This window comes from Prevotella melaninogenica, from assembly GCF_018128065.1.
In the GTDB taxonomy this organism is placed as follows: Bacteria; Bacteroidota; Bacteroidia; order Bacteroidales; family Bacteroidaceae; genus Prevotella.
The window spans coordinates 1,120,164-1,138,076 of sequence record NZ_CP072360.1 but is presented as its reverse complement, the minus strand read 5'-3'; the positions used below and the strand labels follow the sequence as shown (position 1 = coordinate 1,138,076).

General features: G+C 37.7%; 16 protein-coding genes. All 16 read right to left on the bottom strand.

The window, feature by feature from the left end; genetic code table 11:
* Positions 1-25: 25 nt before the first annotated feature.
* The 16 genes from J5A56_RS10460 to J5A56_RS10385 all read right to left on the bottom strand — a co-directional run bounded on the left by J5A56_RS10460 (position 26) and on the right by J5A56_RS10385 (position 17,883).
* On the bottom strand, positions 26-1,297 hold the full coding sequence (locus J5A56_RS10460) for an S-adenosylmethionine:tRNA ribosyltransferase-isomerase (RefSeq protein ID WP_021673046.1): 1,272 nt from the start codon (positions 1,295-1,297) through the stop codon (positions 26-28).
* Positions 1,298-1,306: 9 nt separating this feature from the next.
* Positions 1,307-2,002, bottom strand: coding sequence for a phosphatase PAP2 family protein (locus J5A56_RS10455; protein ID WP_036920423.1), 696 nt, complete (start codon positions 2,000-2,002; stop codon positions 1,307-1,309).
* A 38-nt stretch (positions 2,003-2,040) separates the two neighbouring features.
* On the bottom strand, positions 2,041-4,584 hold the full coding sequence (locus J5A56_RS10450; RefSeq protein WP_036920422.1) for a BatD family protein: 2,544 nt from the start codon (positions 4,582-4,584) through the stop codon (positions 2,041-2,043).
* 10 nt (positions 4,585-4,594) lie between these two features.
* On the bottom strand, positions 4,595-5,284 hold the full coding sequence (locus J5A56_RS10445) for a tetratricopeptide repeat protein (protein ID WP_036920421.1): 690 nt from the start codon (positions 5,282-5,284) through the stop codon (positions 4,595-4,597).
* A 4-nt stretch (positions 5,285-5,288) separates the two neighbouring features.
* The gene (locus J5A56_RS10440) at positions 5,289-6,284 is read right to left on the bottom strand and encodes a VWA domain-containing protein (protein ID WP_036920402.1); all 996 of its coding nucleotides are present in this window, start codon (positions 6,282-6,284) and stop codon (positions 5,289-5,291) included.
* A gap of 57 nt (positions 6,285-6,341) precedes the next feature.
* On the bottom strand, positions 6,342-7,298 hold the full coding sequence (locus J5A56_RS10435) for a vWA domain-containing protein (RefSeq protein WP_021673041.1): 957 nt from the start codon (positions 7,296-7,298) through the stop codon (positions 6,342-6,344).
* A gap of 19 nt (positions 7,299-7,317) precedes the next feature.
* On the bottom strand, positions 7,318-8,361 hold the full coding sequence (locus J5A56_RS10430) for a hypothetical protein (RefSeq protein ID WP_021673040.1): 1,044 nt from the start codon (positions 8,359-8,361) through the stop codon (positions 7,318-7,320).
* On the bottom strand, positions 8,358-9,230 hold the full coding sequence (locus J5A56_RS10425) for a DUF58 domain-containing protein (protein ID WP_021673039.1): 873 nt from the start codon (positions 9,228-9,230) through the stop codon (positions 8,358-8,360). The genes J5A56_RS10430 and J5A56_RS10425 overlap by 4 nt, the downstream gene beginning before the upstream one ends.
* Before the next feature lie 50 nt (positions 9,231-9,280).
* On the bottom strand, positions 9,281-10,276 hold the full coding sequence (locus tag J5A56_RS10420) for an AAA family ATPase (protein WP_021673038.1): 996 nt from the start codon (positions 10,274-10,276) through the stop codon (positions 9,281-9,283).
* Between the two features lie 201 nt (positions 10,277-10,477).
* On the bottom strand, positions 10,478-11,836 hold the full coding sequence (locus J5A56_RS10415; protein WP_021673037.1) for an HU family DNA-binding protein: 1,359 nt from the start codon (positions 11,834-11,836) through the stop codon (positions 10,478-10,480).
* Entirely contained in the window at positions 11,829-12,122 is a 294-nt protein-coding gene (locus J5A56_RS10410) for an HU family DNA-binding protein (protein WP_021673036.1), read from the bottom strand. The genes J5A56_RS10415 and J5A56_RS10410 overlap by 8 nt, the downstream gene beginning before the upstream one ends.
* 100 nt (positions 12,123-12,222) lie before the next feature.
* Positions 12,223-13,524: a 30S ribosomal protein S12 methylthiotransferase RimO gene (rimO, locus tag J5A56_RS10405; protein WP_021673035.1), complete on the bottom strand. Its 1,302-nt coding sequence runs from the start codon at positions 13,522-13,524 to the stop codon at positions 12,223-12,225.
* Positions 13,525-13,628: 104 nt separating this feature from the next.
* Complete coding sequence (ftsY, locus tag J5A56_RS10400) at positions 13,629-14,579, bottom strand: signal recognition particle-docking protein FtsY (protein WP_021673034.1); 951 nt, start codon at positions 14,577-14,579, stop codon at positions 13,629-13,631.
* A 409-nt stretch (positions 14,580-14,988) separates the two neighbouring features.
* Entirely contained in the window at positions 14,989-16,164 is a 1,176-nt protein-coding gene (locus tag J5A56_RS10395; protein ID WP_021673033.1) for an MFS transporter, read from the bottom strand.
* A gap of 166 nt (positions 16,165-16,330) precedes the next feature.
* Entirely contained in the window at positions 16,331-17,149 is an 819-nt protein-coding gene (gene panB, locus J5A56_RS10390) for a 3-methyl-2-oxobutanoate hydroxymethyltransferase (RefSeq protein ID WP_021673032.1), read from the bottom strand.
* Between the two features lie 110 nt (positions 17,150-17,259).
* On the bottom strand, positions 17,260-17,883 hold the full coding sequence (locus J5A56_RS10385) for an HAD family hydrolase (protein WP_021673031.1): 624 nt from the start codon (positions 17,881-17,883) through the stop codon (positions 17,260-17,262).
* Positions 17,884-17,913: the final 30 nt, after the last annotated feature.

Sequence of the window (17,913 nt, the reverse complement as noted above, 5' to 3'; positions counted from 1 at the left end):
ATATTATGGTAAAACATTATCATTGCTATGGCATCAGCAATGAAGAGTCACCATAGCTAAGAAAACGAAAATCATGACAGAGTGCGTAGTCATATACCTTTCGCCAATCTCCTCTTAAGAAAGCACTTACCAAAAGCAATAACGTTGATTGCGGCTGATGGAAATTGGTAACGAGTGCCTTGACAATCTTGTAAGTAAAACCTGGTGCGATAATAATCCGTGTACTTGAATGTAGCACATTTAATCCATCTTTATCCAAATAAGCGAGAAGGTGTCGGATGGCATCTTCTACTGTTATTACCTTCCCATCCTTTTCAACCAATCCCTCTGCATTATGTGGCAAGTCGTATGGTTCCCATTGATTAACGTGGAGGTCCTTCTCTGTTGCATCTGGTGATAACACAAGCTTTACACCCATATAATAAAGGCTCTCCAATGTTCTTACACTTGTTGTCCCCACGGCAATCGCTTGACAATGATGTTTAAGCAACTTTTCTAATGTCTGACGACGAACAACGACAAATTCTGTGTGCATACTATGTCCTTCAATCTCGTGGCTTTTCACAGGTTTGAAAGTTCCTGCTCCAACATGAAGGGTGAGCTCCTCACGATCAATGCCATGCTCATCAAGTGCTTTCAATACCCGATCAGTAAAGTGAAGTCCAGCCGTAGGGGCTGCCACTGAGCCTTTAATTTTGGAATATACCGTTTGATAGGTCTCCTTGTCGCTTTCTTCGGTCGCACGGTTAAGATAGGGAGGAATAGGCAACTCACCCACAGCTTCGAGGATTTCAGCAAAAGAGATGTTTGAATTATCCCACTCAAAGTTAATCCAATGATTCGTTCCACCAGCCTGCATCTGAACCTTTGTGCGGTCCATTGATGCTGTGAGCGTTAGCTTATGTCCCTTGATTTCAAATTCACGTTTCAATGCTCCTTCCTTCCACTTCTTGAGATTACCCACCATACAAAGCCATGCACACGCATGATTTGTCTGGAACATCAACTCATAATCAGTTGGTTGTGCGGGTTCCATAAGAAAGACCTCTATCAGTGCGCCCGTTTCCTTACGGAAGTGCATACGTGCTTGGATGACTTTCGTATTATTGAAAACCATTAATGCACCTTTAGGCAAATTTTCAGGAAGATTATAAAATATATCCTCCGATACTTCTCCATGCTTATAAAGCAAAAGCTTACTATGGTCGCGCTCTGCTAATGGGAATTTGGCAATGCGCGCATCAGGGAGGGGATAGTTGTAATCAGAAATGCAGATATGTTTTGTATCTTCAGACATAATATTTATTTATATTGATAAAACAGCACAAAAAGTCGCATAAATGAATGTAAGTATAAGCACGCAGATAACAACGTCAATATCTGCAAAGTTATAACCTGTTCGTGTATATCTCGTCGAAATATAGTGCAACTTCTCACTGAAACGAATGTAAATGCGAAGGTATAAAAAATAAATGAGAATGGCGACGCTTGAACCAAATATCATTCCAACAAACACGTCAGACGGATAATGTACGCCAAGATAAGGACGTGTGAGAGAAACGATAAGGCTCCAAGATATCATTACGAATGAAAAGACACGATCACGTACCAATAAACAAAAGAAGACTGAAATAACAAAAGCATTTGCAGTATGAGAAGAAAAGAAGCTATAACCATTAGCCTTATAATAATTTACGGTCATAACCAATCCTTGTAGGTCAGGATTGTTGAGTGGACGAGGTCGGGCTATAAATGGCTTAACAATACCAATGTTAACACCATTTACTATCAGAAGTCCCAATGCCATCATACCGACAATAAGCATGATTTTTTGCCAGTTCTCATTGTTTTTTATAACCAGATAAAGTAAAGACGCATAAAGTGGAATCCATGTGTAAGCAGACGTCACCGTCAAGATGAAATAGTCAAGAAAAAGATTATTACCCCCATTAAAAGTGAGTAATAATGATTTATCGAGTTCTCGTAAAACGTCTAAATTCATCATTTGGTCTTATATAAAAACAATTCACTGATAGGGATTTATATAGCTTCAACATTTTCAGCCTTAATCCATCCCTGACGTCCATCACTTAATTTAATTTCCGTCCATTGGCTCATACTATTGTCAGTAATTCTTACCTTAGACCCTTCATGAAGGATAAACGCCTCAGCAGACTTGGGGTCAGGCATCTTTCTAACAACTGCTGAAGGAGTCATGATGATACCATGAGACTCTGAATCTAACATGGAAACTTGCTGGATAGCAAAGAATGTGTTGAGAAGGAAGAAGAAAAAGAAAAGCGGCAATATAACTTTTGCCAACTTTCTAAGAAACTCAATCTCAACAAATAGATAGATAACAAGTGCTAAAAGCGAGATAAACAAGCAAACAAGACTTAAGATAGCCCAGTTATCAACACTCATAAAATTAACTAAAGCTTTATACCATGTGACGAAAAACATCTCTGGCTCTGGAGTTAAATTATCAATTGTCTTTGATTGCGCCAATTGAAGGTTGAAACGGATATCTTCATCACTCGGAGCAAGACGCTGTGCACGCTCATAAGAAAGAACAGCATGTGGAATGTTATCAAGACGATAGTAGCTATTGCCAAGATTATAATACAGGGCGGCAGATTCTCCCTGCCTCAATAGGTTCTCATATCCCTTAACAGCCTGCTTGTAATGTCCCTTTTGATAAAGTTTGTCAACATCAGCCTTTGTTTGTGCTGATAATTGTAAAGAGAATACAGACATACAAATAAGAAGGAAGAAGAAGTTTAATGTCTTTTTCTTAGAAGGTTTCAACTTCTTAACAGCTTCTTCCATATCAGCTATAGCCTTCATTGCAGCATCAAGTGTTCTTTTCATATTACCTTTCTCGTCACCAGGAGCATAACGTTCAAATTCACATTCATCAATAGCAGAAATATACTTGTCAATGACTTCATACGGTACTTTAATTTTACTAAATTGTCCGCTGATGTTATCACGTGATAATAATTCAACAGGAAGGTTTAGCTTATCACTTGCATAACCCCATAAAGTCTTTAGAACCTCATCGTAAAAATCGAGATTCTTGTTCTTCAACATTAAGAGTTCTGCTGCATGTAAACGACTGGAAGCTATACGGTTAGCGTTCTTTCCACGTTTCAAAACCATGTCGACACGATGTGCAAAACGATCACGATAATAGAAGGAAAGAACTCCACCTGTTCCTAATAGCAAAATGAGAATGATATAATATGCTATTGATCCAAAGAAGAAGTTACCAACTTTATCAAGTGAGCTGCTTCCTTGCTTTAATGGTAAGATATCTTCATTTGGTAAATCTACTGACAGAATATCTTTTGAAGTACCATCACCTCTTGAAACCTTCAACTCCATCGGAGACGTTTGAAGCGTTACATACTTCCTCTGTGCTAAATCGTAATAACAGAACTTTACTGGAGGAATGGCAACCAGCCCCTCTTGATGAGGAATTACAACCTGGTCGTAAATCATGTTTCCCTCAGCTCCTTTTGTCGTCAATTGCGTTTTATCAGTAACCTTTACATCGTATGATTCAAATTCCTTTGGAATCTGAATTATAGGCTGCTTAATCAACTTCAAGTTTCCTGCTCCGCTAACAACGACACGAATCGTAACAGGATTACCTGCCTTTATTTCTTTCTTATCTAACTGTGCTGAAAGATTAAAATGACCTACACCACCAGAGAAGTCTGCCGGACGACTTGGCAAAGGCAAAACTTTAATTGCTAATCCTGGGGCAACAATATCTTTATTGATATTTGTGCTACCGCCATCAATACCAAAAGCTTCAAATGGATTGAATGTATTCGATTCTTGTATGACTCCATGGAATGTCAATGGTGGAACCTTCAATGTTCCAGTTATTTGTGGATACATTACATACTGACTCCAAGTGACACAATTATACAAACGCTTACCAATACGTTCTTTATGGAAAGTCTTTTGTTGTGGTAAGTCTACCTCTTGTACATGAAAGCCAACCAAATCGGGCATTTTACCAATGAGCTGACGTAGATTCTTTGTTGTATAAACTTTATATGTAAGTAAAACAGGCTCCTGCTCATAAACAGTAGTCTTATTAGCACTCACCTTTATAAATAAGTCATTAGAAGATACTCTTGACGGTGCTGTTCGTGGATCATTGTGCGAATCATAATGACCAACATTAGTAGGACCATTAGTAACAACGATTCTCACTGGTGTAGATGCAAGCTCCTGATCATTCACAAAAATATGAGCAGGTCCAATATTTAAATTTCCTTTCTTTGTTGCTATAAAGACGTATGTAAACGACATAGAAGAAGAACTACTTGCATGCCCATCAATGAATTGATAATTTGATTGCGAAGAAGTTGCAGGTCCAAACACTTTCTCAAGTCCATTTGATAACCTACCCAATTGAAACCTACGTACATCCTGAGTATATACGATGTATTCAACTTGGAACTCTTCTCCTACTGTTACTTGTTTAGGTGCAGCCACCCGAACTCGTTGTGCTTGTAAAAGACAAACACTCATGAGAGATAGAAATAAAATAATATATCTTTTCATATCTTCAATATTACCAGTTTTTATCAAGTTTTTTATCAGAAGGCTGACGCATCACTTTTGACAAACGTTCTTGCGTTTCTTTCTCCTGCTGTTTAACAGCATTGAGAAGTTGCTCTGCATTATCTTTACTCATGCCTTGATTTTCTTTCTGTTGTTTGTTCTTCTGATTTTTATTCTTGTTTTTATTCTGATTTTGGGATCGATTCTTCCTATCTTTATTCTTATCAGATTTATTCTTATTTTTATTTGATGATTGCTGTTTCTTTTGCTGCTGTTTCTGCTTGCGTTTACACAGTTCTAAATTATATCGAGCATTCTTATGATTAGGGTTACTACGCAAAGCACCTTTGTAGGCTTCTATAGCTTTAGCATAGTCTTGCTCACCTTGATAAATAGTTCCTAAGTTATTATAACTACTTGACAGACGTACAGGGTCTTTCTCTAACTTAGCATCTTTCTCATAGAGCTTTTTAGCTTCATCATTCTTCTTCTGCGCTTGTAGGCTTCTACCTAAATTATAGTTGGCAATTGCATTCTTTGCATCTTTATCAACAGCCTTGCGATAAAGTATCTCTGCTTGTGCATAGTTCTTTGAAGAGAAAAACTTATTGCCCCCTCTAATGAGTTGATTAGATGTTTGTCCATTTGCTCCAACAAACATAAACAATATACATATTGTGATATAAAGTCGTTTAACCATACCTTTACCAACGTCTTTTTCTTTCAAGTAATAAGACATCTGCAATCAATAGAATAACAACCAGTAATGCCAATGCTTGGAACTGTTCGTCAAAGTCACTATAAACAACATTGTTTATTTTTCCTTTTTGCAGTTTACTAAGTTCTCTTCTCAATACAGCATCAGCAGTACTACTATTATTGACATGAACATATACTCCATGTCCTGCTGCAGCAATCTGTTTACACATCTCTTCATTAAGGCGAGTCCTAACAAGCTCTCCTGTTGATGTCTTTAATTCACTTCCATCAGGCATTGGAATAGTAGCACCATCTTTTGAACCAACACCTAAGATAAAGACATTAATCCCTTTACGATATGCTTGCTTTGCCATTTTCTCAGCTCCACCCTCATTGTCTTCACCATCAGTTATCAAGATGATAGCTTTACCAACCTTAGCGTTAGGTGTGAAACTATTCATTGAAAGTTGAAGTGCTTTACCAATATCTGTTCCTTGTGTTCCAATAAGTGAAGGGTTGATATTGTCTAAAAACATCTTGGCAGAAACATAGTCACTTGTTATTGGGAGTTGAACAAAGGCATCACCAGCAAAGACTATTAATCCTATCTTATCCTCACTAAACTTGTTCATTAAATTCTCAACCAACAACTTACTCTTTTCTAAACGAGAAGGGGCAACATCCTCAGCCAACATTGAATTACTAATATCAAGTGCAATAATAGTCTCTATACCTTCTCTTTCCTTGTTAGAAGCAATCTTACTTCCAACTTGAGGACGAGCAACAATAAGTATAAGGAGCAATAACACCAGTTCTACTAATACAAATTTAATCCATTCCCTCCTCTGACTTATCATAGGAGAAAGCTGATTGATAAGTACAGTATTCCCAAACTTTGCCATTCGTTGCTTACGCTTACGAATGGAATATAAGTAGATGATTACTGATAAGGGAATCAGTAATAACAACCACAGATATATGGGATTATCAAATCTAAACATTCTTCAAAAATTCTTGTTAAACAAGCAATTATCAATTGTAATAGTTGAGCAAAAGTCTTATGGCAATCGTCTAAAGACTGTCCAACGAAGCAGTAACTCAAAACAGAAGAGTAATAAAGCAAACCATGCAAAAGGCATATAAGCCTCATGTAAACGATCGTATGTCTTCATACTCATCTTAGTTTTCTCAAGTTTATCAATATCATGATAAATTTTTAACAACTCTGCTTGACTTTGTGCTCTATAGAATTCGCCATTCGTTAATATTGCAATATCTTGCAAAGTATTATAATCAATAGCGCCGATGTCTTCTCCAGTCTCTCTTCCCAAGCCTATTGTATAAACTCTGATACCGAATTTCTTTGCTATTGTAGCAGCTGTCATTGGGGAGATAGAACCAACATTATTGCTTCCATCCGTTAATAAGATAACTACTTTACTCTTAGCTTTAGAATCTTTCAAGCGACTGACAGAGTTGGCTAATCCCATACCGATAGCTGTACCATCTTGCATCAAACCGCTTGTTACCAAATCTGTACGAACATTATGAAGAAGATTCAATAATGCTGCATGGTCAAGGGTCATTGGACATTGCGTAAAGGCTTCACCAGCAAAGATTGTAAGTCCAATGTTATCACTTGGACGACTACTGATAAATTCGGATGCTACGTCCTTTGCAACCTCCAAACGATTAGGGAAAACATCCTCTGTTAACATACTTGCTGATACATCCATTGTCAACATTATGTCAATACCTTCAGTATCTTTATTATCCCAAGCATTATATGTTTGAGGACGAGCCAAGACAATCACTACTAATGCATAGACTATACATCGCAAAGCCATAGGGAGGTGAATCAATCTCACCTTCCAACTTCTTGGAGCATGCTGATAAGCGAAGGTATCACTCATCCTCATGGTTGGTTCTTTTCCTTTACCACGAAAGAAATACCATAATAAATACGGTATCAACAAAAGCAGTAAAAGGAGATATCCACTATTGGCAAATTCCATTTCTATTATTCTATTTAAATCACATCAAAAGCGAATAAGCTTCAGATGCTGCGTAAAGAAGTAAAGCAATAGATGCAACGATGAGTAGTCCTATCGAAAGCTTTAACATCTTACGTGAACGAGTATCCTTTTTTCCCTCCTTAGGCTCAACAACAACGGCTGCAGGCTCATCCATTTTTGTATTGTCTATAAAGTGTTCAATACTATCAAAATAATAATCCATATCAGTTGCATTAGTTGAATATTTAGCGAACTTAACAAGATCAACAGTATTGAAAATCACTTTTAATTTATCAATATTAGAAGCATCACATACATCTTTCATGCTTTCTAATATATCATGAGAGGTCATTTCTAAAGCATTGATATTGTAACGTTGTGATATATATATTCTGAGAATATTCGTAACATCCGTATAATAATCCTTCTGCTCCTTATATAACATTTTATTGGCTGCTATCTTAGCAAGGTCATGTTTTGCCTGCTCATAGTATGATAGTACACGTTCTTTCTTTGGTCTCCGACCATGCTTCTTATGACGAAGCATTCTATAAAGATAGAAAGCAATACCGATAAACAGGAGTGCAAGTACTGTTAATAAAATCACCGGAATCCATTCGCTCCACATGAACGGAACCTTTTGGATATCATCTGGTGGCATTGGCATATTCTTCACTGTATCAATGGGGACAGCTTGAACCTCCATCTCAACTTTACCTGTCATTTTCGATGAACCATTGACGATAACTTTCTGTTCAGGAATGGTATAACGCTTGGCATCCCACCCAGTAATAGTATATATGCGTCTTATTCTTACACCATTATTTGCATCTATTGTGTCAGACTGCACAGTAAGTACTTCTATATTTGGAACAATCTCCTTTTTCTTATTATAATCAGGAAAAGAAATCTTTGTTCCTTTAGGGGCATATACAGTAATGAAATAGTGTGAACGTCCACCTATCAAAATCTTGGCAGAATCCACACTTGCCGATACCTGAACCTGTGCATGGCTTACAACAGCCAGGATAAGCAATATAAGTATAACAATATATTTTCTCATCGATTCCTCTTTGAAAACAACGTCATCAACTTCTTTACATAGTCATCGTCCGTTGCTATAGCAACACTATCTACATGACTCTGACTTAACATATCATGTAGACGCATCTCACGTTCTTCCCAATATTTATTATGTTCTTTACGCAAGCGAGCATCATGTGTGTCAATATACATTTCATGACCAGTCTCTGCGTCAACAACTTTCATCAAACCTACATCAGGCATTTCTTTTGCTCGGGGGTCATAGACTTGAATTGCTACTACATCATGTTTTTTATTAGCTATTCGAAGTTCTTGACTAAAATCCTTACGTGTATAAAAATCACTGATTATAAAGGCTGTACAACGGCGTTTCATAACCTTGTTAAGATATTCAAGACTAATACCTACATCCGTTTTCTTACTATCAGGAGTAAAAGTAAGCATCTCTCGAATAAGATAAAGAATGTGCTTACGCCCTTTCTTAGGTGCAATATACTTCTCAATATGATCAGAAAAGAAGATTATACCTATCTTGTCATTATTTTGAATAGCAGAGAAAGCCAATGTTGCGGCAATCTCCGTGGCACTTTCACGTTTCAATTGACCTGATGTACCAAAGTCAAGCGATCCACTAACATCGACAAGTAGCATTACTGTTAACTCGCGTTCTTCCTCAAAGACCTTGACATACGGACGATGAAAACGACCCGTTACATTCCAATCAATATCTCGGACATCATCGCCATACTGATACTCGCGTACTTCAGAAAAAGCCATACCACGACCTTTGAAGGCAGAATGATACTGACCTGCAAAGATATTCTGGCTTAGTCCTAAGGTTTTGATTTCAATCTTACGGACTTTCTTTAGTAATTCAGTTGTATCCATAGACAATGATGCTAATGCTTCTTAAACTCCTCTAAGAATATAAATAAAGATTAAGGCACCTGAACTTTATTAATAATCTCGCTAATGATTTTCTCCGTTGTAAGGTCAGTTGCTTCAGCTTCGTATGACAAACCTATTCTATGACGTAATACATCATGTGCAACCGCACGAACATCTTCTGGAACAACGTAACCACGGTGCTTGATGAAAGCGTATGCACAACTTGCCTTTGCAAGATTGATACTTGCACGTGGACTTCCACCAAATGTTATCATTTGCTTCAATTCAGGCAATTGGTAACGTTCAGGATAACGTGTAGCAAAAACGATATCAGCAATGTATTGCATGATTTTTTCATCAAGATATACATCCTTAACTACACGACGTGCGTCAAGAATATCATTTGCACTGACAACAGGATGTACAACAGGCATGCTCTCTTGAAGGTTCTCACGAATAACGAGTTTCTCCTCCTCTAATGTAGGATAATCAATAACAACCTTCAACATGAAACGGTCTACCTGTGCTTCAGGAAGCATATAGGTTCCCTCCTGCTCTATCGGGTTCTGAGTAGCCAATACAAGGAAAGGATTAGGAAGTGTAAAAGTAGAATCACCAATGGTTACCTGATGTTCCTGCATGGCTTCCAGCAACGCACTCTGAACCTTAGCTGGAGCACGGTTGATTTCATCAGCGAGAACAAAATTAGCAAATACAGGACCTTTCTTTACATGAAAAGCCTCATCCTTCTGCGAATAAATCTGCGTACCAATAACATCAGCTGGCAAAAGATCTGGAGTAAACTGAATACGGCTATAACGTGCATCAACAAGCTGTGATAGTGTCTTGATGGCAAGGGTTTTTGCTAAACCTGGTACACCTTCAAGAAGAATATGCCCATCACTAAGCAATGAAATAAGTAGTGAGTCTATAAGATGCCTCTGACCAACAATAACTTGATTCATACCTGTTGTAAGGTTGGTAACAAAAGAACTCTGTCTTTCTATCCGTTCGTTCAACTCTCTAATATCAATAGATTCTGCCATTATCTTACAAATTATTATTATTGTACTATTATTATCTTATTCTATTATTCGCAAAAGTACAACATAAATGCGGATGAAGCTAAGAATAGTGTCTAAATTATATTAAAAAAGCCCTTAAAACATATTCTAAGGGCTTTTTATATGACTAAACTGTATGAAATAAGATATAACTTTGTTGTATCGAAAATATTGAAAATATATTTACTTTCTATACTCTGGTCTTAATTCTACCTTTGGCACCTTCATTGTATCACCTGCCTGCATTGTTTTACGGCCATTAAGAACTTGGAAATATCCAACCATATCAGCACCAAGTGTTTTACGGCTATACTTCTCCATCGTCTCACCTTTCTTCAACACAACGATGCGGTCAATACCAATGATGTTATATGCACCATAACGGATACGAGCATCATGATTTAATGCTGCAAAAGAATCAACTTTTTCAACGTCTTTCTTTTCAGAAACTTTCTGATTTATTGATGCTATTCTTGTTGTATCTGCAGAAATAGTCTTCGTACCGAGTGAAGAATTATCATCAGTAGCAGTCGTCTGCTCAGCTACTTCTTTCGTATTCTTCTGCGATTTTGTACTATTCATTCTTACCCAAAGAAAAATTCCAAGACATACAATTACAATCAATGCAGCCAATGCAACCTTCTTAAGCATACCATTTTCAGAACCTTCAACATCATTATCTTCTGCACTTGAAGTAAGAATTGACTCAGAAAGCTTTGGTTGTTCAACTTTTTCTACAACCGCTTCTTTCGATGCTTCAGCCTGCTCTTCAGAAACATTTGAGACAGTCTGAACTGCTTGTACCAGTTTAACTTCAGACTCTACCGCCTCTTCTTTCTCCTCCGAAGGAACACGCTGCAAATCCTCTTCAACACTATTCTGTACTATAGATTCATCAGATAATTCTGTTTTAACTTCCTCTTCTAAAGAAGATGAGCTTTCAATGATACCAACAGGTAGATTATCTACAGCAACATTATCATCAACATCAATTACAGTCTCTTCTTTTACAGAAGAATCTTCAGTAACATCTTCCTTCTGTATTGTAGTTTCTTTTTTCTGTACCTCAGGAATTTCTACCTTAATATTCTCTTTCTTGCTGACTGTGTTTTGTCTTTCTTCAGTGATGTTTCCTGTTGGACGTTCATTCGCTGCTACTTGTGGCTTAACCTCGTCAATATCTTCTTCAGCAGGAACACGCTCTAACTCCTCTGTATCAACACCATCATTAATAACGACAGTTTCAAACTGTGAGAAAGGTTTGTTTACCAATTCCTTCATCACTGTATCAGGAGTAAAACTTATCTTGTCATGCCCTTCTATAAGTACACGCTCACCCGTATTAACATTAACACTTTCACGAGGCTTTACTGCTTGAACTTTAAAAGTACCAAGTCCTTTTATCTTTACTTGATTACCATTTTTAAGTTCAGAGCTTACTATCTCAAAAAAGGCATCAACAAAAGCTGACGCTTCAGCAGCAGACAGATTATACTGTTTAGCTAATGCACTTATTATCTGTTGTATTGCTGTCTTAGCCATTGTCCTGTCCTCCCTTTCTTACATGTCCTTTAATTGTTGCAGCAGGTTTGAAATTTAGAACCAATTTGGGAGGAACCAGCATGCGCAAACCTGTTGAAGGATTAACCATCACACGCTCCAAACGTTTCTTCACCTCAAACGTTCCAAAACCAATAACTGGTACAGGGTCGCCTGTTTCAAAAGATTTGCCCATCAAATCTATGACAGTTTTCACCATCTTTTGACTTTCATCCTGCGTATATCCAGTTTTTAATGCTAATGCTGCAATGAATTCCTTATTATTCATTCTGTTTCTCCTTTTAATTCAAAAATTCAGAACCTATAACTAATTCCATTCAAGTTTCGATTCTTAAAATCAATATATTGAACTATGAATTTATGGATTATCACTTTACGACCTCACCAAAAAGGTCAAACTCATCAGAGTCCGTTATACGTACATCATAGAACTTACCCACACGTAAAGGCTTTTCTGTCAATGAAATCAATACTTCCGGATCAACCTCTGGCGAACAGAACTCTGTACGACCGACATAGTATTCCCCTTCCTTACGGTCAATAATAACCTTAAAAATATTACCAACCTTTTCAGCTTCTAACTCCTCTGAGATACTTTGCTGAATAGACATCAATTCATCAAGACGAGCCTGCTTAACTTCCTCTGGAACATCATCCTCATAATGATTAGCACTATATGTTCCTTCTTCTTCGGAATAAGAAAAGGCTCCCATACGTTCAAAGCGGGCTTCAGTTACAAACTCTTTTAATTCCTCAAAATCTTCATCAGTCTCACCAGGGAAACCAACAAGAAGAGTTGTGCGAAGATGTATACCAGGTACACGACGACGTATTTCAGCAATCAAATCAAGCGTTTCTTGCTTGCTCACATGGCGATGCATACGGTCAAGCATGTGGTCGGAAATATGCTGGAAAGCAATATCCAGATATTTACAAACATTTGGCTTTTCTGCAATTACATCGAGAAGGTCAAGTGGGAACTGATTAGGATAAGCATAATGAAGGCGAATCCACTCAACTCCCTCTATATCCGCCATCCGAGAGATGAGTTCGGTAATATGGTGCTTACCATCAAGGTCTACACCATAGTAAGTCAACTCTTGCTCAATAATCTGAAACTCCTTTACTCCTTGAGCCACAAGTCCTCTCACTTCATCCAACACCTCCTCTACAGGACGTGAACGATGACGACCTGTAATCAATGGAATAGCACAATAAGCACAATGACGGTCACAACCTTCAGCAATCTTTACATAAGCATAATGTCGTGGCGTCGTTAGGTGTCGAACACCATTACATGCAGGAACATCAGCTTTCCCAAGTTCACTCAGTAATTGTTTATAATTAAACTTACCATAGAACTTATCTACTTCAGGAAGTTCTGCTTCAAGTTCATCTTTATATCGTTGTGAAAGACAACCCATAACATAGAGTTTATTAAGCTGTCCGTTTTTCTTTCTATTGATGAATTCAAGAATCGTATTGATGCTTTCTTCCTTTGCTGCTTCGATGAAACCGCATGTATTGATAACAGCAATCTCACCTTGTGGACGCTTTGCATCATGAGTGCAATGAAAGCCATTTTCTTCGAATTGTTTCATGATTAGCTCTGAATCTACAAGATTCTTTGAGCAGCCCATGGTAACAATATCTATCTGATTTTTCTTCATTCGTTCTTTGTTTGGTGATAGGTGTTAAATGTTGAATGTTAATGAATTGCATAAATAGAATGTAATATCAATTCATCAACACCCAACATTCAACACCCAACACCCTATTTAAATAGGCTATCAACAAACTGCACTTTATCAAAGAGTTGCAGGTCCTCCATGCCTTCACCTAATCCAATGTATTTAACGGGGACCTTCAATTGATCGCTAATACCTATCACAACTCCACCCTTAGCCGTTCCATCAAGTTTTGTGATGGCAAGTGAAGTAATCTGCGTTACTGCGGCAAACTGGCGAGCCTGCTCAAAAGCATTCTGTCCGGTACTTCCATCAAGTACCAATAAAACCTCATGTGGAGCCTCTGGAACAACCTTCTTCATTACATCCTTAATCTTCTTCAGCTCATTCATCAAGCCTATCTTATTGTGTAAGCGACCGGCCGTATCAATAATTACAACATCTGCACCATTAGCTTTAGCACTCTGCAGCGTATCAAAAGCCACACTCGCAGGGTCAGCTCCCATCTGCTGTTTGATAACAGGAACACCTACGCGGTCACCCCAAATCTGAATCTGTTCAACAGCTGCAGCACGGAATGTATCAGCTGCACCAAGGTAGACTTTCTTTCCTGCTTGCTTAAACTGCCAGGCAAGTTTACCAATCGTCGTGGTCTTTCCTACTCCATTAACACCAACAACAAGAATTACGTAAGGATGTGTATCTTCTGGTAATGTCCATTCACCATTATCACCAGTATTATTTTCTGTGAGTAATGCAGTAATCTCACTCTTTAGAATCCCATTTAGTTCACTTGTAGAAACATACTTATCACGAGCAACACGCTCCTCGATACGGCGGATAATCTTGATAGTTGTGTCTACGCCAACATCAGATGTAACAAGAATCTCTTCAAGGTCGTCCAACACCTCGTCATCAACCTTTGACTTTCCAGCCACTGCACGCGCCAATTTCGAGAAGACATTTTCTTTTGTCTTCTCAAGACCTTTATCAAGCGTTTCCTTCTTCTTTTTTGCGAATAAATCGAATAATCCCATATAATTAGCTAATTTGTTGCAAAGATAATAAAAAGTTGACGAAAAAGCAAATTTGCTTTACATCACAATATAAATTAGTGTTGCTCAACTATCATTTTCCACATGCATTAGTTATACTCACAAGAATGACCCAAAAAGTGTTTTTTTATTGTTCTTTACGAATGTGTTAGTGCTTAGCACCAATGGTGTGAATGGTATGCACCAATGGTGCGATTAGTAAACACAAGTGGTGCTAAGCACTAATCACTTTACAATATAGACCTCCTATTGATGCAAACAAGCATTGCTTAATGTATAAGTAATGCTTGTTTGTACGGCTACTAATACTTTTTCAGAGGCTTATCAAGCCTTCTCAACGCTATAATATACTGGTTATCAATTGAATCTTAATAGCGTTTTTTAAGTAAAATTATCGATGCTTATGCTTTACATACCAGCTATGGATAAATGTATCATATAGTATCAACGAGACGGCTAAGATTCCAAGACAGAGCCACAAGATAAGCGGTTGCTCAAGGCTAAATAATCCATAAGAAAGGGATAATCCTGTACCGATACCCGTTTCCCAAGCAAGTAAAAACGTACTCTGACTGGTTCCACGCTGACAGTGATCAGACATCTTAATAAAGAAGAGTAAGAATCGGCTACCTATTAATCCTACACCAAAACCAATAAGAATTGGAACAACATAACTAACGCTTTCCTGACTACGCGTAATCATGAGAAGGATAGCTATTCCAATTACGATCATTCCTGTCGTTGCCTCACTACGAAGGTCGGCATCTGCAAAGACAAAACGTTCAGCAAGAATTGCAATAACAAAACCGACCATCAACATTCCAAAAAAGCGCGGAGAGTGTTCTATGCTCAATAGGACTCCAACGACTATCGTAATAAGGGCTACATTAATAAAAAGCCAATGACTACCCTTCAAGAGAAAACGGTCGCAAGAAAAACGAGAGAAATCCTCACTTGGCATACGAAATGGGAACCTTATTAGGTTGACAAAAACAAAAGAAACGCCCAAACAGATACAAGATAAGAGAAGTACTGAAGCAAAATTCATCGTTTGATACACCATGATTCCAGCTAAAGGACCAAGAGAAATCGCAAAACGACCAAACCATGTAGCAGCATGATTTGCTTCTGTCCTATGGACAGCCTCTACGGTATCAATAATCAACGTGCTAAGAAGTACAAGTTGTGAAAGTCCATAGAAAGCTCCCTGTATAAAACGAAGTACTACAAGTAATGTATAATCGAAGGAGTTATAAGGTAAATTGCTCAAATAATAAAGCATACCTGTAACAGCCAACAATAATAATGTTGAGACATTAAACACTTTTTTACGGCGATAGCGTTGGACAAGATAGCCAGAAAGACTACCAAAAAGATATATTCCAATAAAGAAAATACCCATTACCAAAGCAATTTGAGACATAGAATACCCCCTATCTACCATACGTAAAGGGATGGTAGCAACAAGTATATAGGAAGACATGACTAACAAGAGATTAGCCATTGCCAACAACCAAAAATGCTTATTCCATAATCGTACGTGAACAGGTATATTTTGAGTGTCCATAATTTCTATATTAGCCTGAATTATATAGTTATGAGTTATAACACTGAAATATGTAAAACAATCTAATTATGGATGGAAAAACTAAGTTTGCCCTTATTTAGATTATATGACACATACTTCACTTATAAATTAATCTTAAACCATGTATTTTTACGTCAAACAAATATTAATATGCCTCTGCTTCCGAAGGGAAACTCATATCCTTTACACATTTGATATACTCTTGTACACCATCTGTTATACACTTGTTGACATTGGCAAAGTGACGAAGAAACTTAGGTTTGAAACCTTGCGTCATACCAAGAGCGTCAGCATAAACAAGTACCTGCCCATCTGTACCATTACCAGCACCGATACCAATTGTGGCAGCTTTAACCATTGATGTTACCTTAGTAGCCAACGTTGCTGGAACCTTCTCAAGGGTAATTGCACTGACACCAGCTTCATCAAGTGCCAGTGCATCTTCTATGAGCTTCTCAGCTTCTGCTTCATCTTTTGCTCGAAGACCATAACCACCAAACTTATGGATACTCTGTGGAGTAAGACCGAGGTGTCCAATAACTGGTATGCCTGCATCAACAATTCCTTTAACAGTATCTACAATCTCCTTTCCACCTTCCATTTTAAGCGCACCAGCACCTGTCTCCTTTATAACACGAATAGCATTACGAATACCCTCCTCACGACTCACCTGATAAGACCCAAATGGCATATCACAAACAACAAGACAATGCTGACATGCACGTACAACAGAACGGGCATGGTAAATCATCTGATCAATGGTAATTGGTGTAGTATCTTGATTACCTGCCATTACGTTCGATGCAGAGTCGCCAACAAGAATACTATCGATTCCTGCAGCATCAATAATTCCTGCTGTCGTAAAGTCATAGGCTGTCATCTGAGTAATCTTCTCACCAGCAGCCTTCATTTCTAATAATGTCTTTGCAGTTACTTTCTTCTTATCTGTTGTTAAATATCCCATAATCAATTTTATAATTCAAAGTGTAAGACTATTCAATGTCTGTTTTACATATTGATATCATTAATCTTACCTCCTTGATTATTTGTTTTGGGCTGCAAAGTTACTCCTTTTTAATGGTCTGACAAAGTAAAACCATCATAATTAGTAATTACCTCCTTTGTAAATGGTTCTATTTCAGCTATAGAATTGGTAGTTGCAAGCCCTATTACGCGTGCTCCTGAAGCAATACCAGATTGTAAACCGTTGAAACTATCCTCAAAGACAATACACTCTTCAAGAGGTACATCCAAACGAGCAGCTGCCTTGAAATAACAATCTGGAGATGGCTTGCTCTCTACAAAGTCCTCTGAGGTAAGAATCTTATCAAAATATCCTTTGAACTCAGGATGCTTATTATAAACATTTTGCATCTTCTCAAGGTTAGAACTTGTGACAACGGCAGTCTTTATGCCTTTACATTTTAATCCTTTTACAAAGTCTTCAAAGCCTGCGATATAAACGAAAGGCATGTTACGTTCAAAGTCGTTCAAATCCTTAGTAATATCTTCTTGCTTATCTTTTTCTCCCGCAAAGTATTTATCATAGATTTGCACCAATGTTTGTCCTTTTATGTCATGAGCAAAATTAGGGATAGTCGGACAATATTTTACACCAACATTATGCCAAAACTTCGTATATATTGGTTCTGTATCAAACACTACTCCATCCAAATCAAACAGACAAGCTTTTACCATTCTATCCTCAATTAAATATTGTTATTATAT

Bases quoted from the DNA above. Each gene is read 5' to 3' on its own strand.
- J5A56_RS10420 (WP_021673038.1), bottom strand. From the start codon at position 10,276: ATGGCAGAATCTATTGATATTAGAGAGTTGAACGAACGGATAGAAAGA.
- J5A56_RS10425 (WP_021673039.1), bottom strand. From the start codon at position 9,230: ATGGATACAACTGAATTACTAAAGAAAGTCCGTAAGATTGAAATCAAA.
- J5A56_RS10435 (WP_021673041.1), bottom strand. From the start codon at position 7,298: ATGGAATTTGCCAATAGTGGATATCTCCTTTTACTGCTTTTGTTGATA.
- panB (WP_021673032.1), bottom strand. From the start codon at position 17,149: ATGGGATATTTAACAACAGATAAGAAGAAAGTAACTGCAAAGACATTA.
- J5A56_RS10455 (WP_036920423.1), bottom strand. From the start codon at position 2,002: ATGAATTTAGACGTTTTACGAGAACTCGATAAATCATTATTACTCACT.
- J5A56_RS10440 (WP_036920402.1), bottom strand. From the start codon at position 6,284: ATGTTTAGATTTGATAATCCCATATATCTGTGGTTGTTATTACTGATT.
- J5A56_RS10460 (WP_021673046.1), bottom strand. From the start codon at position 1,297: ATGTCTGAAGATACAAAACATATCTGCATTTCTGATTACAACTATCCC.
- J5A56_RS10395 (WP_021673033.1), bottom strand. From the start codon at position 16,164: ATGGACACTCAAAATATACCTGTTCACGTACGATTATGGAATAAGCAT.
- J5A56_RS10450 (WP_036920422.1), bottom strand. From the start codon at position 4,584: ATGAAAAGATATATTATTTTATTTCTATCTCTCATGAGTGTTTGTCTT.
- J5A56_RS10430 (WP_021673040.1), bottom strand. From the start codon at position 8,361: ATGAGAAAATATATTGTTATACTTATATTGCTTATCCTGGCTGTTGTA.
- rimO (WP_021673035.1), bottom strand. From the start codon at position 13,524: ATGAAGAAAAATCAGATAGATATTGTTACCATGGGCTGCTCAAAGAAT.
- J5A56_RS10385 (WP_021673031.1), bottom strand. From the start codon at position 17,883: ATGGTAAAAGCTTGTCTGTTTGATTTGGATGGAGTAGTGTTTGATACA.
- ftsY (WP_021673034.1), bottom strand. From the start codon at position 14,579: ATGGGATTATTCGATTTATTCGCAAAAAAGAAGAAGGAAACGCTTGAT.
- J5A56_RS10415 (WP_021673037.1), bottom strand. From the start codon at position 11,836: ATGGCTAAGACAGCAATACAACAGATAATAAGTGCATTAGCTAAACAG.
- J5A56_RS10445 (WP_036920421.1), bottom strand. From the start codon at position 5,284: ATGGTTAAACGACTTTATATCACAATATGTATATTGTTTATGTTTGTT.
- J5A56_RS10410 (WP_021673036.1), bottom strand. From the start codon at position 12,122: ATGAATAATAAGGAATTCATTGCAGCATTAGCATTAAAAACTGGATAT.